The following is a 14,083-nucleotide window of genomic DNA, read 5'->3' on the forward strand; positions in this document are numbered from 1 at the left end:
CCGCCCGCGATCCCGCCGTCGCTGCCGCCGGCCGCGCCGCCCTCGACGTCCGCGGGCCCGACGACCGAGACCCTGCCGCCGCGTCCGGGGCCCACCCCGCCCGACCCGTACGGCCGCGGGGTGCCGCCCGGCCCGACGTCCGGCGTCGTGCCGCCCCCGGCGCCGCCGACCGACGAACTGCCCCTGGCGCGACGCTTCGCACGCAAGGTCCGCCGCGGCGACCAGCGCGACGCCCTGCGCGACGCCGCGCGCACGGTCGAGGCCAAGGTGCCGGCCGACTTCCGGATCGCCATCGCCACCGGCGTGCTGGCGATCGTCGCCGCGATCGTGCAGCAGGCGCTGTTCCCGGTGTCGTCGGACTCCACGACCACCAAGCTCATCGGCTACGGCCTGGCGCTCGTGTTCCTCGTCCTCGGGATCGTCGCGGTGCGCAGTCTCGCCAGCGAACTGTCCCGGGTCAGCACGGCCAAGGGTGGACGCACGGCCGCCCAGGCCATCCGGGTCACGACGCTGCTGGTGGGCTACCTGCTGGTCATCCTCGTGACGCTCGGGATCATCGACGTCCGGCTCGGGAACCTGCTCGTCGGCGGGGCGCTCACCGGTGTGGTCATCGGCATCGCCGCGCAGCAGGCGCTCGGGAACATCTTCGCCGGGCTCGTGCTGCTGTTCAGCCGCCCGTACGTCCCGGGGGAGGCGATCCGGGTCAACGCGGGCGGCCTCGGCGGTCCGCACGACGGCGTCGTGGTCAGCGTCGGGCTCACCTACACGGTGCTGTTGACCTCGTACGGCCCGCTCAACATCCCCAACGCCCAACTGCTCGCCGCGGCGATCGGCCCCCAGCCGCCCGAGGAGGCGGCGGAGGCCGAGGAGGCGGCCGCCGACTCCGACCTGCGCGCGGCGGTCAAGCAGGTGCTCGGTGACGCCCTGCGCGATGACGACGACACCCCCGCGCGTCCGACCGCGCGTCCGACCGACCAAGGTCCGGCGCGGCCGGCGGGCCCGGACCCGTCCCGGCCGGTCTGACCTCCCGGCCAGGCACGGAGGACGCACACGACGAAGCCCCACCGCGGTGGACGCGGTGGGGCTCGGTCGTGCTGTCAGGCGACGTACTACGGGATGAAACGACCGTTCGACAACGTGACGGTCGTGGTGTTGCCCGCGCCTGGGATGAGCGAGTTGATGAGCAACGTGGTGAGACCGCAGTTCGCGAACTGTCCGATGGTGAACGAGCCGGTCAGGGTTCCGCCCTTGCTGATGTTGAACTTCTGGCCCTTCGGGGTGGCGATCGGGATCGTCACCGGAGCCGCAGTCTGGCAGGCGTTGCCGACCGGTGTCGGGATGCCGGCCGTCTTCACGTCGGACAGGCGCAGGTAGTAGCTCGCGCTGCTCGTGACCCGTGTCTTCGGTGGCTTGCCGAGCTTGCCGATGACGTCTCCGACCGGCACGTACGTGACCGTCGCCGAGACCGGGACCAGACCGATGATCTTGAACGAGGTCGAGGCCGGTGCGAACGGCAGGGACCCGGTGAAGGTCCCGTCGGACGCGAGGTGGACGGTCAGCGTCGACGGGCCGAGTTGCACGACCGAGCCCGTCTTGGCCACGGTCGCGGTGCCGGAGGCGTCGTACTGGAAGGTGGCGGAGGCGTCGTCGGCAGCGTGAGCAGGTGTGGCGACAGCACCGACGAGCAAGGCGGTCACCGCGGCCGGCGCGAGCAGACGCGGCGAGAACAGACGTGGCATGGGAACTTCCCCTCGGAAACGGGAGGGAGGTGGGTGACGGGCAGCGGGGGACAACGAGGTCAGGGCCGGCGACGGACGTCCGCCGCCGACCCCGACCACCGATCAGGCGTTGCTCTTGATCTTCAGCAGGCCGGACGAGGTCGTGACCTTGTACGTGGCCTTGAAGATCACGATGTCGCCGTTGTTGATCTGGCTGAAGCAGCCGGTGACGGCGCTGACCTTGAGGACGTTGCCGGTGCCCGCGACGGTGGCGACCTTCAACGCGCCCGTGCTGTTGGTGTACGAACCGTCGACCGCACCGGACACCGTGAAGGTGCAGCCCGGCCCCGACACGGTGGCGTTGACGTTGCTGATCGAACCCTTGGTCACGCCGGACGAGTTGGTCTTGCCCTTGGCGTTGAGGTTCCAGGTGCCGTTCTGCGTCGGCGTGAGGGGGATCCCGCCCGGGCCGGCGCAGCTCGTCCACGTCGTCGACGAGATGCTGGCGAGACCGGCGCCGGCCACGGAGGCGCCGAGGTTGGCGGCGCCGGCCGCGGTCCCCTTGGTGCAGCCGAGCTCGAGGCCGGAGGTCTTGTCCTTGAAGTAGATGCCGGGCGCATCGGTCGTGCCGGTCTTGGTGGCGGCCGTGTAGTCCTGCTGGCCCGAGGTCTTGGTGCCCGCCGTGACCTTGTAGGTGGTGGCGGCGAAGGCCGAAGCCCCCGTGAGACCCGTGACGGCGAGCAGCGCCCCGGCCGTGACGGTGACCTTGACGAAGCGGTTGGTGGTACGAGGCATGCGGTGGTCGTCCTCTCTGACGCCTGCAGGGACCCGGAGCTCGACGCTCCGGGAAGCAGAACGTAACGCCGACGTGGGCCGAAGACCATGATTTCGCGGGGGCTGGCCCGTGGAACGGGGGTCGACGCAATCCACTCGTACGGCCGTATGGATCCGTGTCGCGTTCTTCCGACGCGCGTACGAGCGGGCCCGCTGCGACGCGCGGAGCGTCCTCGTCGCTTGCCCTCCCGCCTCGTCGGACCTAGCGTGCGGGCCGTGCGAACGCTGCGGTGGCCCCGGTCCCGGGCCCGCAACCTCGCGGCCGTGGCTGTCGCCATCCCGCTGCTCGGCCTGAGCCTCTCGGGCGCGCAGGCGGCGCCCCCGCAACCCGAGAGCTGTACGACGCCGCAGAACGGCATCCGCTCGTGCATCCCGACCGGGCCGATCGTCGACGGCATCGGCCACGGAACCCAGGACAGCGCGGCTTTCCTCTCCGGGCGCGCGGACGTGAAGGCGACCAAGACCATCGTCACGCTTCCGCTGCAGTTGCAGCGGATCTACGCCAGCGAGACGTTCCAACGGATCCGCCCCCCGAAGGGGAGCGGGCAGAAGCCCCGGACCCTGTACGACCAGCCGGCCTGGGTGGTCTCGTCCTCCGGCCCGAAGCCGACGTTCGGCATCTTCCCGGTGCAGACCGTGACGACCCTCGGATTCGGGGCGCTCCCGGTCAGGGTCGACCTCCACCTCAGCCAGGTCAAGAACGACGCCGGGCTCTACAAGCCCATCAACGTGCACCTCGACGCTCTCGACGTCATCCCGAACACCACCACCGCCGAGGTCACCGGTCAGCTCGACCTCCGGGTCGACAACGTGTCCGTCGACGGCGTCCCGCTCGACGTCGGACCCGCCTGTCGGATCGTGAGGCCGATCGATCTGCGGCTCCAGGGCAAGAACACCTACAACGTGTTCACCGGTGGGCTGCTCGAGGGCGCGTTCGACGTCCCGGCCTTCGCGGGCTGCACCGACGGTGGGCAGGACGTCTCGCCGCTGCTCACCGGAACGGTCTCCGGTCCGAACAACCTGCTCCGCCTGCAGCAGGGCGCTCTGGGCCAGTGGGATCCGAGTCGCTCGGACGGATGTGCACCGTTCGACACGACACTGCCGACCTGCGAGAAGCCGCCCCCACCGAAGCTCAACCCCCCGAGTGGACGCTGAGCCTCAGCCGGCTCGTCCCTCGATTCCGTCGACCGATTCCCAGTTCGGCATGACCGCTCGGAGCGCGAGCGCCATCTCCACCCGTGCGTCACGGTCCTGGAGGCAGGGCCCGAACATCTCGGTGAGGCGCGCGAACTGGTAGTGCGCGGTCTGCCGGTGCAGGCCGAGGGAGTCGGCGACGTCGGCCTGGCTGCCGCCTCGTTCGAGCCACGCCGAGAGCAGGCGCGCGTACTTCAGTCGCTTGGGCGCGGACAACGTCATCAGCGGACCGAGTCGCCGCGCGACCAGCAGGTCGGCGATGGCCGGCTGCGCCATCACGAGCAGGGTCGGCAGGTGTTCCTCGGCGTGCAGGACGTCGTCGTCCGGGATGACGTCCGAGAGCCGCAGTCGGTCGGCCAACTGTGCCCACTGCAACGATCGCGGTGCCTCGACGAGCGGCAGGGGTGGACCGATCAGCACGCGCACGTCGGGCGGCAGGGAGTTCAGCGTGGCCACCACGGCGTCGTCGAGCGGGGCGGGCGCGATGAGCACGGGCGTGCTCTCGACGGTGTAGCTGAGCACCGCGTAGCCGAAGACGGCCGTGAGGTCGACGTCGAGATGTCCGGCGTCGCGCAGTTCGACGACCTGCACCCGGTCGGGCAGTTCCCAGCCGATCCGGTCGGCGAGTGACTCGATGCCCTCCGGTGACGTCGCCGGTTGGTCGAGCAGCATCTTCGCGAGCCGCACGCGCAACCGTTCGGCCTGGGAGGCCTTGGTCAGTTGGGCTTCCTGGTAACCCTGCGCCGAGAGACCGGCCAACCGGTCGATGAACGCGAACAGGGCGGCCGCGAGCCGGGCGACGGTGTCGGGTGGGAGAGGGGCACGCTCCTGCAACGCCGTGATGCGCCGCCACGCCACCATCGAGCCGACCCGGTAGGCCGCCTGCAGGACGTCGTGCGGACGCCCCTCGAGGGCCTCCATCCGGCCCAGGGAGCGGAAGACGTCGTCGTGCTCGGCGGTGGTGCGCCCGGAGACCACCTGCAGCAGGAACGCGGCGAGGGCCTGCTCGACACCGCGGCGGGTGGAACGGCCGAGCACGCCGTCCATCGCGCGGCGGTACTCGGGGATCTCGGTCCGGATCGCGGTGACGATCTCGCGGGTGAGGCTGGGCAGTTCGGCCGGCAGGATGGTCGCGGTCCAGCGCCGGGGCAGCGTCGGCCACTCGACGGTCGTGAGCCGGTCGGGGATCTGGGGCGCGGGCGCGATCGGGCGCCGTGGTCCCGGCGGGTGGACGGCGTGCGGGGTGCGCGGGGTGTGCGTACCCCCTCTGGTTGCCGTCACGTGGTCCCCGCCGTTCCCGATCGTCGCCGCTGACTCGGACCACCGGTACGACTTCGGGCGAGGTCGCCGGCGGATTTCGGATCACGATACGAACAATCAGCGCACACTGGCGACCCCACGCACGAAATCGTCGCCACGCCGTGACCCTCGCTTGCACAGCGGTGCGCCCGTCATCCATGCTCCACCTCCTCCGCGCGATCCGGTCCCTGGTGGGCCCGGGGGTCTGCCGCGCGTCGAACCACGAAGGAGTGGAGCCTGGTGGCGGTGGGCGCCGATCCCTGGAACACGCCACCCGTCTGGCAGGTGCCGCCGCCCAACCCGCCCGGCCACGTCGACTACCGCCGCCCTTCCTGGCCGGTGCGTGGGCTGCAGCAGATCGGGCAGTTGTTCGCCCTCGCCCTCGACGTCGTCCGGCTCTCGGTCCGACGCCCGTTCCAGTGGCGCGAACTGGCCGAACAGTTCTGGTTCATCACGAGTGTCTCGATCCTCCCGGCCGCGCTCATCGCCATCCCGTTCGGCGCCACCATCGCGCTGCTGCTGGGTGAACTCACCGTCCAGATCGGGGCCCAGAGCTTCACGGGCGCGGCGAGCGTGCTCGCGATCGTGCAGCAGGCGAGCCCGATCGTGGTCGCGCTGATGATCGCGGGCGCCGCCGGCACCGCGATCTGCGCCGACCTCGGCGCCCGCACCATCCGCGACGAGATCGACGCCATGTCGGTCCTCGGCATCTCACCGGTCCAGCGTCTGGTCGTGCCGCGGGTGATCGGCTGCGTGTTGGTGTCGGTGTTGTTCAACGGGATGATCTCGGTCGTCGGCGTGGTCGGCGGCTACGTGTTCAACGTGCTGGTCCAGGGCGGCACGCCCGGCGCCTACCTCGCGAGCTTCTCGGCCCTCGCCCGCCCGTCGGACCTCTGGGTCGGCGAGATCAAGGCCGCCGTCTTCGGGTTCATCGCCGCCGTCGTGGCGAGCTACCGCGGGCTCAACCCGCGACCGGGTCCGAAGGGAGTGGGTGACGCCGTCAACCAGTCGGTCGTCATCACGTTCATCCTCCTCTTCTTCATGAACCTCGTCATCACGACCATCTACCTGCAGCTGTTCCCGAGCAAGGGCATCTGAGGGCGACATGGCCACACCGTCAGGAGTCATCGGCCGCACCGGCGTGCGTGTCATCCGCAAGCCGGTCGGCACCCTCGCCGACCTCGGCGGCCAGCTGATCTTCCACCTGCAGGCCATCGCCTCGATCCCGCGCTCGCTGCGGCGTTACCCGCGTGAGGTGCTGCGCCTGCTGGCCGAGGTCGGCTTCGGTTCCGGCGCGCTCGCGGTCATCGGCGGCACGATCGGCGTGATGGTGAGCCTGTCGTTGTTCACGGGCACCGTCGTCGGGTTGCAGGGCTACTCGGCGCTGGACCAGCTCGGCACGTCCACGCTCACCGGCTTCATCTCCGCGTACTTCAACACCCGCGAGATCGCCCCACTCGTCGCAGCGCTCGCACTGTCGGCGACGGTCGGCTGCGGGTTCACCGCCCAGCTCGGTGCGATGCGCATCAACGAGGAGATCGACGCCCTCGAGGTCATGGCCGTGCGGTCCATGCCGTACCTGGTGACGGCCCGGGTCATCGCGGGCACGGTCGCGGTCATCCCGCTCTACGCCATCGGGCTGCTGACCAGCTACCTCGGGTCGCGCCTGGTGACGGTGACGTTCTACGGCCAGTCGGCGGGGACCTACGACCACTACTTCTCGTTGTTCCTGCCACCCACCGACATCCTGCTGTCGTTCCTCAAGGTGATGGTCTTCGCGTTGATCATCATCCTGATCCACTGCTACTACGGGTACACGGCGTCGGGCGGTCCGGCGGGCGTCGGCCTCGCCGTCGGGCGGGCCGTGCGCACCGCGATCGTCACCGTGAACGTCGTCGACTTCTTCCTGTCCCTGGCCCTGTGGGGAACGTCCACCACGGTGCGGATCGCCGGCTGATGTTCCCGGCCAAGACGCTGCGCAACGCGACGGTGGGTCTGCTGTACCTGCTGCTGGTCGCGTCGCTCGTCGCGTTGTCGATCGCGGTCTACAACCGCGCGTTCAGCGGCGACATCAAGGTCACCGCCCTGGTCGACGACATCGGCACGTCGCTGCAGACCGGTTCGGACGTCAAGGTCCGGGGCATCCAGCTCGGTGAGGTCACCGGGGTCACGAGCGACGGCCGTGGCGCGCGGTTGGAGTTGTCGCTGAACCCCGACCTGGCGAAGGAGATCCCCGCCGCCGTGACCGTCCGGCTGCTGCCCAAGACGCTCTTCGGCGAGCGGTACGTCAGCATCGTCGACCCCACCGGTGACACCGCGGACGGCGATCCCCTGTCCGACGGCGACACCATCCGACAGGACAGTTCGGCCGAGGGCGTCGAGATCCAGCGGGTGTTCGACCGGCTGCTGCCGGTGCTGCAGGCGATCCGCCCCGCCGATCTCGCCACCGTGCTCGGCACGATCGCGCAGACGCTGCGCGGCCGGGGTGAGGAACTCGGCACGACCGTGACGACGGTCGTCGACTACCTGCAGAAGTTCACGCCCAAGGTCCCGCAACTCACCGCCGACCTCGACGCGTTCGCCGACGTCGCCACCACCTACGCGAAGGCCGCGCCCGACCTCGTCGACGCCCTGACCGACTTCACCACCACGAGCCAGACCGTCGCGCAGCAGAAGGACCAGCTGGCGACCCTGTTCTCCGACGTCACCACCTTCGGCGACACCACCACCGGCTTCGTCGACACCAACCAGAAGACGATCATCGCGCTGTCGAACCGGAGTCTGCCGACGCTGAAGGTCCTCGCCGCCTACTCCAGCGAGTTCCCGTGCATCGCGACCGCGCTGCGCGACTTCGTCCCGGTCGCGAACCAGGCGCTGGGCGCAGGGACGTCGACTCCCGGCCTGAAGGTCACGCTGCGGGTCGTCCCCGGCACCGCGAAGTACGTGCCGGGCGTGGACAGCCCCACCGGGGCGGTGCCGCCGGGCGGCCCGTCGTGCCCCTACGTCCCGCCGGTGGGCGTGACCGGCACGGCGCTGGGGGCGGCCGCCACGCCCACCACCCCGGGCGCCGCCGTGGCGGCCGCGGGCATCGACCTCGCGACCCTCTCGCCCACCGTGCGGTCCTACCTCGCCAGCGCGGGCTCCGACGGCGCGGGTGCCGGTCTGGGGGTCGCGAACAGCCCCGCCGAGAACCAGGTCATCGCCGAACTCGTCGGCCCGACCGTGGGCGTCGCCCCAGCCGACTTCCCGCGGTGGGGGAGCCTGCTGCTCGGACCGGTGCTCCGCGGCACGCAGATCGAGCTGACGGGGGCGGGCTCGTGAACCGCGCCCCGCTGTGGCCGACGCTGGTCAAGAGCCTCGTGTTCGTCGTCGTCACGGTCCTCGCGACCCTCGTCCTGCTCGCGACCATCTCGCAGACCGGCGGCGGCGACCGCACCGTCCGGGCCGAGTTCACCGACGTGACCCGGCTGCAGGCGGGTGACGACGTCCGCATGGCCGGTGTGCGCGTGGGCACGGTGAAGGCGATCTCCATCGTCGACCGCACCCAGGCGGAGGTGACGATGTCGCTGTCGACCGACGTCCCGCTCGCCTCGACCGTCACCGCGGCGATCCGCTACCGGAACCTCGTCGGCCAGCGGTACGTGGCGCTCGTGCAGGGCGACGGCTCGCTGGACGACCGCTGGCCCGACAGCAGGGTGCTGCCCACCGACCGCACCCAACCGGCGCTGGACCTCACGACCTTGTTCGACGGGTTCCAACCGCTGTTCAAGGCGCTCGACCCGGGGCAGGTCAACGACCTGTCCTTCCAGATCATCCAGATCTTCCAGGGTGAGGGCGGCACGGTCGACTCCCTGCTCACCTCGACCGCCTCGCTCACGAGCACCCTGGCCGACAAGGACGCCGTCATCGGCCAGGTCGTCGACAACCTCAACGCGGTCCTCGACGTCGTCAACGCCCGCACCGGCGAGCTGCGCCGGACCGTGTCGACCCTGCAGCAGCTGGTGTCGGGCCTCGCGGCCGACCGGGCGTCGATCGGCTCGGCGGTGCAGGGCATCGCCGGGCTCACCGACACCGTGTCGGGCTTCCTCCAGGCCGGCCGCCCCGGTCTGCAGCGCTCCATCGACTCCCTCGGCGCGCTGTCGTCGAACCTCGCGGCCCAGACGCCGGTGCTCGGGACGTTCCTGCAGAACCTGCCGTCCAAGCTCGACGCCATCGGCCGAACCGTCTCGTACGGCTCGTGGGTCAACGTGTACGTCTGCTCGATCCAGCCGGCCGGCGGCGCGTGGCCGACGATCCCGGGCTACTACGGCGACAGTGGGATCGAGAACCCGGCTCCGAGGTGCGGCTCGTGACCGCCTCGTCGACCCGGCGTCGCTCTCCGATGAAGAGCTTCGCCGAACGCAACCCCGTGACCATCGCGGTCGTCGGCATCGTCGTCCTGCTCGTCATCGGCTTCGGGATCTTCAACTCCCGCAACCTCCCGGTCGTCGGTGACGGCCCCACGTACACCGCGGAGTTCACCGAGGCCGCGGGGCTGCGATCGGGTGACGACGTCACGGTCGCCGGCGTCAGCGTCGGCACGGTGAGCGGGATCGCCCTGGTCGACGGCCACGTCGAGGTCCGGTTCCGGGTGAAGAACGCGTGGATGGGCGACCAGAGTCGCGCCGCCATCCGCATCCAGACCCTGCTCGGCGCCAAGTACCTCGCGATCACACCGATCGGCACGGAGCAGCTCTCGACCTCGGCGACGATCCCGCTCGAGCGCACCGACGCGCCCTTCGACGTCACCAACGCCTTCCAGCAGTTCTCCAGCACGATCACCCAGATCGACACCGACCAGCTCGGGAAGAGCTTCGAAGCACTCTCGCAGGCCTTCGCCGACACCCCCGACACCGTGCGGGCGACGTTGTCGGGCCTCACCGACCTGTCCCGCAGCATCTCCTCGCGCGACACCGAGCTCACCAAGCTGCTGGCCAACACCCGCAAGGTCACCGCGACCGTTGTCGACAGCAACAGTCAGATCGCCTCGCTCATCAAGGACGGCGACCTCCTGCTGACCGAGTTGCAGGCGCGCAGCAACGCCGTCACCGCGCTGTTCCAGGGCACGGTCCGGCTCTCGCAGCAGTTGACCGGACTGGTCTCCGACAACCAGGCCACGCTCGGGCCGGCCCTGGCCAGCCTGTCCACCGTCACCGACGTGCTGAAGACCAACCAGGCGAACCTGGAGAAGGCGTTGCAGCTGCTGGGCCCGTACTACTCGCAGCTCAACGATGCCGTGGGCAACGGTCGGTGGCTCGACACCTACATCTGCGGGCTGTTCGACGGCACCCGACCCGTCACGGGCTCGGGCGGCAGCACGACGCAGGTCCCCACCCCGGTCCTCGACTCCACCCTGCAGCGCAACTGCGCCCCGGAGCCGGGGGGTGGGTCGTGAGCCGCAACGGCACCGCCACGGGGCACCGCGGCGTCGTGGCCACCGCGATCGCCGTCGCGGTGGTTGTCGTGCTCGGGATGACCGCGCTGATCTGGTACCTCTCGGGCGACCACGGCCGGACGCCGTTCTCCGCGACCTTCGCCGGCACCGTCGGCGTCTACCCCGGGTCCGACGTCCGGATGCTCGGCGTCAAGGTCGGCCAGGTCGACTCGATCGAGCCACAGGGCACCGGTGTGCTCGTCAAGGCGCACCTCGACAGCGGGTACGCGGCGCAGCCCGACACCGAGGCCGTCATCTTCTCGCCGAGCCTGGTCAGTGACCGCTACGTGCAACTGACCAAGGTGTGGACGTCGGGTCCGAAGCTCGCCGCCGACGCCGAGATCCCGCTCGACCGCACGGCGACCCCCGTCGAACTCGACCAGATCTACTCGAGTGTGCTGTCGCTGACCGACGCCCTGGGCCCGAACGGGGCCAACGCCAACGGGGCGTTGTCGGACCTGCTGGACACGAGCGCGGCGAACCTCGGCGGCAACGGCCGGGCGTTGAACGAGGCGCTGACCCAGTTCTCCGCCGCGAGCGGCACGCTGTCGTCCAACCGCAACAACCTGTTCGCGAGCATCGACAACCTCTCGCAGTTCACGACGATGCTGCAGCGCAACGACCAGTCGGTGGCCGGGCTCAACCAGCGCCTGGCCAGCGTGAGCCAGACCCTCGCCGACGACCGGCAGACGTTCGCCGCGGCCTTGCAGCAGTTGTCGGCGGCGTTGACCACCGTGCAGGGCTTCATCGCCGACAACCGCGAGACCCTCACCGCCGACGTCGACAAGCTGTCGCAGATCACGCAGGTGCTGGTGTCCGAACGTGACTCGCTCGAGCAGGCGTTGTCGTCGGCACCGCTGCTGGTGCAGAACCTCATCAACACCTACGACCCGAACCGGAACCTGCTGGTCGGCCGCGGCAACCTCAACGAGTTGTCCCTGTGGACCGCGGTGGACGCGGTCTCGCCGAACGCCTCGTCGCCGTCGTCGGTGTCGTCGAGTGGCGTGGTGACCTCGGCCGCCGACCCGGCCGATGCCCCGCCGTTGCTGCTGCCGAGCGCGGGGGCGACGTCGTGAACCGCATCGCGACCCGAACCCGCCGCCGGCTCGCGGCCGCGGCCGCGGCGGTCGCCGCGACCTTCTCGCTGACCGGCTGCACCGGCGTGTTCAGCACCGGGCTCTACGACGTCCCGCTACCGGGCGGTGCCGACCTCGGCGACCACCCCTACGAGGTGACCGTCCAGTTCTCCGACGTGCTCGACCTCGTCCCGCAGTCCGCGGTCAAGGTGGGGAACGTGCCGGTCGGGCGCGTCACGAAGATCGCCCTCGGCCCCGACGGCCGGACCGCCGTGGTCACCGTGCAGGTCAACGGCGACGTCTCCCTGCCGGGCAACGCGATCGCGAGCATCCAGCAGACCAGCCTGCTGGGGGAGAAGTACGTCGACCTCGCACGGCCCGTCGACGACGTCGCGAGCGGCACCCTGCACGGCGGCGACGTCATCCCGGTGAGCCGCACCTCGGAGGGAGTGCAGGTCGAGCAGGTGTTCGGAGCGTTGTCGTTGTTGCTCAACGGCGGCGGGTTGGAGCAGATCCAGACCATCACCGGCGAGCTGAACAAGGCGACCGACGGCCGCGACGCCGACTTCCGCAACCTGCTCGAGCGTCTCGACGCCACGGTCACGCAGCTCGACGCCCGCAAGACGTCGATCACGCGCGCGTTGGACTCGGTGAACCTGCTCGCCACGAACCTGCGGCTGGACTCCACCCAGATCGCAGCCGTGCTCGACGACATCGCCCCGGGCCTGAAGGTCCTGGCCAAGCAACGCGGTCAGTTCGTCGGGCTCCTGGACTCGCTGAACCGGCTCTCGACCGTCTCGGTCGACACCCTCGACGCCAGCCAGGACGACATCGTCGCCGACCTGAACCAGCTGGCGCCGATCCTGGGCCAGCTCGCGGCCGCAGGGTCGGCGTTTCCGCAGTCGCTGCAGGTGCTGCTCACCTACCCGTTCCCCGACACCGTGCTGCAGGCCATCAAGGGCGACTACTTCAGCGGGTTCATCGTCCTCAACCTCAACACCACCCAGAGCGACATCGACGCCGTCTCCGACCCGGCGACGGCTCCCGGTGCCAGCAGCGGCGGCCTGCCCACCAGCCCGGACGCGACCACGCTCGGCACCACGCCGGTCGACCCGCCGCCGTCGCTGTTGCCCTCGACCAGTTCGGCGTCGCCGGGGTTGCCGTCGTCGACCGTCGTCACCACCTCGCCGACCGCGTCGGCGTCCGGGTCGGCGTCCGGTTCGCCGTCGGGCTCGGCGTCGGGGACGCCGTCCGGGTCCGGCTCGAGCACGCCAGCCGGGTCGCCGTCGGGCAACCCGTCCGGGAGCACGTCGGAGTCCGCGCCACCGACCGCGTCGACCCGTGGGGGTGGCTCGTGATCGTCACCCGCAAGGTGCGCATCCAGCTCACGGTGTTCGTAGTGCTGGCGCTGCTGTTCATCAGCTACATCGCCGTCCGCTACGTCGGGGCCGGGTCCCTGGTCGGTTCCGGCGACTACACCGCCAAGGTCGAGATGCCCGACTCCGGCGGCATCTTCCCGAACGCCGAGGTCACGTACCGCGGCGTCCCGGTCGGTCGGGTCGGCGACATGCGCCTCACCGCCAGCGGCATCGAGGTGGACCTCGACATCCGGTCGTCCGCGCCCGACATCCCCTCGAACGTGCAGGCGGTCGTCGCCAACCGGTCGGTCATCGGCGAGCAGTACGTCGACCTCCGGCCGCAGACCGACAGCGGACCGTTCCTCACCGCGGGCTCGGTGATCAGCTCCGACCGCACCGCGCGGCCGCCGACCTCCGACCAACTGCTCGCCGGCCTGGACAGCTTCGTGTCGTCGGTCCCGATCACCTCGCTGCAGACCACCGTCAGCGAACTCGGCGACGCCTTCAACGGGTTGGGCCCGTCGCTGCAGGCGTTGCTCGACAGCCAGAGCGCGTTCCTCACCACCGCCGACGTCAACTTCCCGGCGACCGCGACCCTCATCGACACCTCGGCGACGGTGCTCAAGACCCAGCAGGCGGCGTCGGCCCAGATCGCGCAGTTCAGTGCGAACCTGCGCGACATCGCGTCGACCTTGGCGTCGTCGGACTCCGACCTGCGCGCGCTCATCGCCGCCGCACCGCTCGCGGCCAACCAGGTGACCACGTTGATCGACTCGGTCGGTCCGCAACTCGGCACGCTGCTGGGCAACCTGCTCACCGGCGCGCAGATCACCAACGCCAACCTCGGCGGCCTGCAGGGGCTGCTGGTGCAGTTGCCGCAGGCGATCAGCATCGGGTCGAAGACCATCACCGGCTCCGGCATCAACACCGGGCTGGGGTTGACGTTCTTCGACCCGCTGCCCTGCACGTCGGGCTACGAGTCGACGCCGCGCCGTGGCGGCCTGGACACCAGCCCGGGTTCCCCGTTCAACACCGCCGCGGGCTGCACGGCTCCGGCGTCGTCCGGCACCGACGTCCGCGGCAGCCAGCACGCCGTCGACTCACCCGCCGGCAACTGACCGGTAAATTGGC

Annotated in this window: 13 protein-coding genes; 10 read left to right on the top strand and 3 right to left on the bottom strand. The window is 70.4% G+C overall.

The window, feature by feature from the left end; translation table 11 throughout:
• On the top strand, positions 1 to 1,023 hold a 1,023-nt coding region (locus ACXR2U_RS17900; protein ID WP_458826430.1), incomplete at its 5' end, for a mechanosensitive ion channel family protein.
• Between the two features lie 86 nt (positions 1,024 to 1,109).
• Here ACXR2U_RS17900 and ACXR2U_RS17905 read toward each other — a convergent pair.
• Together ACXR2U_RS17905 and ACXR2U_RS17910 are read right to left on the bottom strand one after the other, a co-directional pair.
• Positions 1,110 to 1,739, bottom strand: coding sequence for a hypothetical protein (locus tag ACXR2U_RS17905; RefSeq protein WP_458826431.1), 630 nt, complete (start codon positions 1,737 to 1,739; stop codon positions 1,110 to 1,112).
• 102 nt (positions 1,740 to 1,841) lie between these two features.
• A complete protein-coding gene (locus ACXR2U_RS17910) occupies positions 1,842 to 2,513 on the bottom strand; it encodes a hypothetical protein (RefSeq protein ID WP_458826432.1) in 672 nt (223 codons plus the stop codon).
• A gap of 255 nt (positions 2,514 to 2,768) precedes the next feature.
• Here ACXR2U_RS17910 and ACXR2U_RS17915 point away from each other — a divergent pair, with 255 nt between their 5' ends.
• The gene (locus ACXR2U_RS17915; RefSeq protein WP_458826433.1) at positions 2,769 to 3,707 is read left to right on the top strand and encodes a hypothetical protein; all 939 of its coding nucleotides are present in this window, start codon (positions 2,769 to 2,771) and stop codon (positions 3,705 to 3,707) included.
• A 3-nt stretch (positions 3,708 to 3,710) separates the two neighbouring features.
• Here the strand turns inward: ACXR2U_RS17915 and ACXR2U_RS17920 are convergent, their stop codons facing one another.
• Positions 3,711 to 5,027 carry a PucR family transcriptional regulator gene (locus ACXR2U_RS17920; RefSeq protein WP_458826434.1) on the bottom strand — a complete coding sequence of 439 codons (1,317 nt, stop codon included), beginning with the start codon at positions 5,025 to 5,027 and terminating at the stop codon, positions 3,711 to 3,713.
• Positions 5,028 to 5,330: 303 nt separating this feature from the next.
• On the opposite strand from ACXR2U_RS17920, the gene ACXR2U_RS17925 reads away from it, so the two are divergent.
• From ACXR2U_RS17925 to ACXR2U_RS17960, 8 genes are read left to right on the top strand one after another with little or no spacing between them, the layout of a single operon-like run.
• Complete coding sequence (locus tag ACXR2U_RS17925; RefSeq protein ID WP_458826476.1) at positions 5,331 to 6,143, top strand: MlaE family ABC transporter permease; 813 nt, start codon at positions 5,331 to 5,333, stop codon at positions 6,141 to 6,143.
• A 7-nt stretch (positions 6,144 to 6,150) separates the two neighbouring features.
• On the top strand, positions 6,151 to 7,002 hold the full coding sequence (locus ACXR2U_RS17930) for an MlaE family ABC transporter permease (protein ID WP_458826435.1): 852 nt from the start codon (positions 6,151 to 6,153) through the stop codon (positions 7,000 to 7,002).
• On the top strand, positions 7,002 to 8,366 hold the full coding sequence (locus ACXR2U_RS17935; protein WP_458826436.1) for an MCE family protein: 1,365 nt from the start codon (positions 7,002 to 7,004) through the stop codon (positions 8,364 to 8,366). Before ACXR2U_RS17930 ends, ACXR2U_RS17935 begins: the two co-directional genes overlap by 1 nt.
• Complete coding sequence (locus tag ACXR2U_RS17940; RefSeq protein ID WP_458826437.1) at positions 8,363 to 9,397, top strand: MCE family protein; 1,035 nt, start codon at positions 8,363 to 8,365, stop codon at positions 9,395 to 9,397. The genes ACXR2U_RS17935 and ACXR2U_RS17940 overlap by 4 nt, the downstream gene beginning before the upstream one ends.
• The gene (locus ACXR2U_RS17945; RefSeq protein ID WP_458826438.1) at positions 9,394 to 10,479 is read left to right on the top strand and encodes an MCE family protein; all 1,086 of its coding nucleotides are present in this window, start codon (positions 9,394 to 9,396) and stop codon (positions 10,477 to 10,479) included. Before ACXR2U_RS17940 ends, ACXR2U_RS17945 begins: the two co-directional genes overlap by 4 nt.
• Positions 10,476 to 11,594 (top strand): MCE family protein, encoded by a 1,119-nt coding sequence (locus tag ACXR2U_RS17950; protein WP_458826439.1) that lies wholly within the window; start codon positions 10,476 to 10,478, stop codon positions 11,592 to 11,594. The genes ACXR2U_RS17945 and ACXR2U_RS17950 overlap by 4 nt, the downstream gene beginning before the upstream one ends.
• Positions 11,591 to 12,952 (top strand): MCE family protein, encoded by a 1,362-nt coding sequence (locus tag ACXR2U_RS17955; protein ID WP_458826440.1) that lies wholly within the window; start codon positions 11,591 to 11,593, stop codon positions 12,950 to 12,952. The genes ACXR2U_RS17950 and ACXR2U_RS17955 overlap by 4 nt, the downstream gene beginning before the upstream one ends.
• Positions 12,949 to 14,070: an MCE family protein gene (locus tag ACXR2U_RS17960; protein ID WP_458826441.1), complete on the top strand. Its 1,122-nt coding sequence runs from the start codon at positions 12,949 to 12,951 to the stop codon at positions 14,068 to 14,070. Before ACXR2U_RS17955 ends, ACXR2U_RS17960 begins: the two co-directional genes overlap by 4 nt.
• Positions 14,071 to 14,083: the final 13 nt, after the last annotated feature.

It is taken from the genome of Jatrophihabitans sp. YIM 134969 (assembly GCF_054456675.1).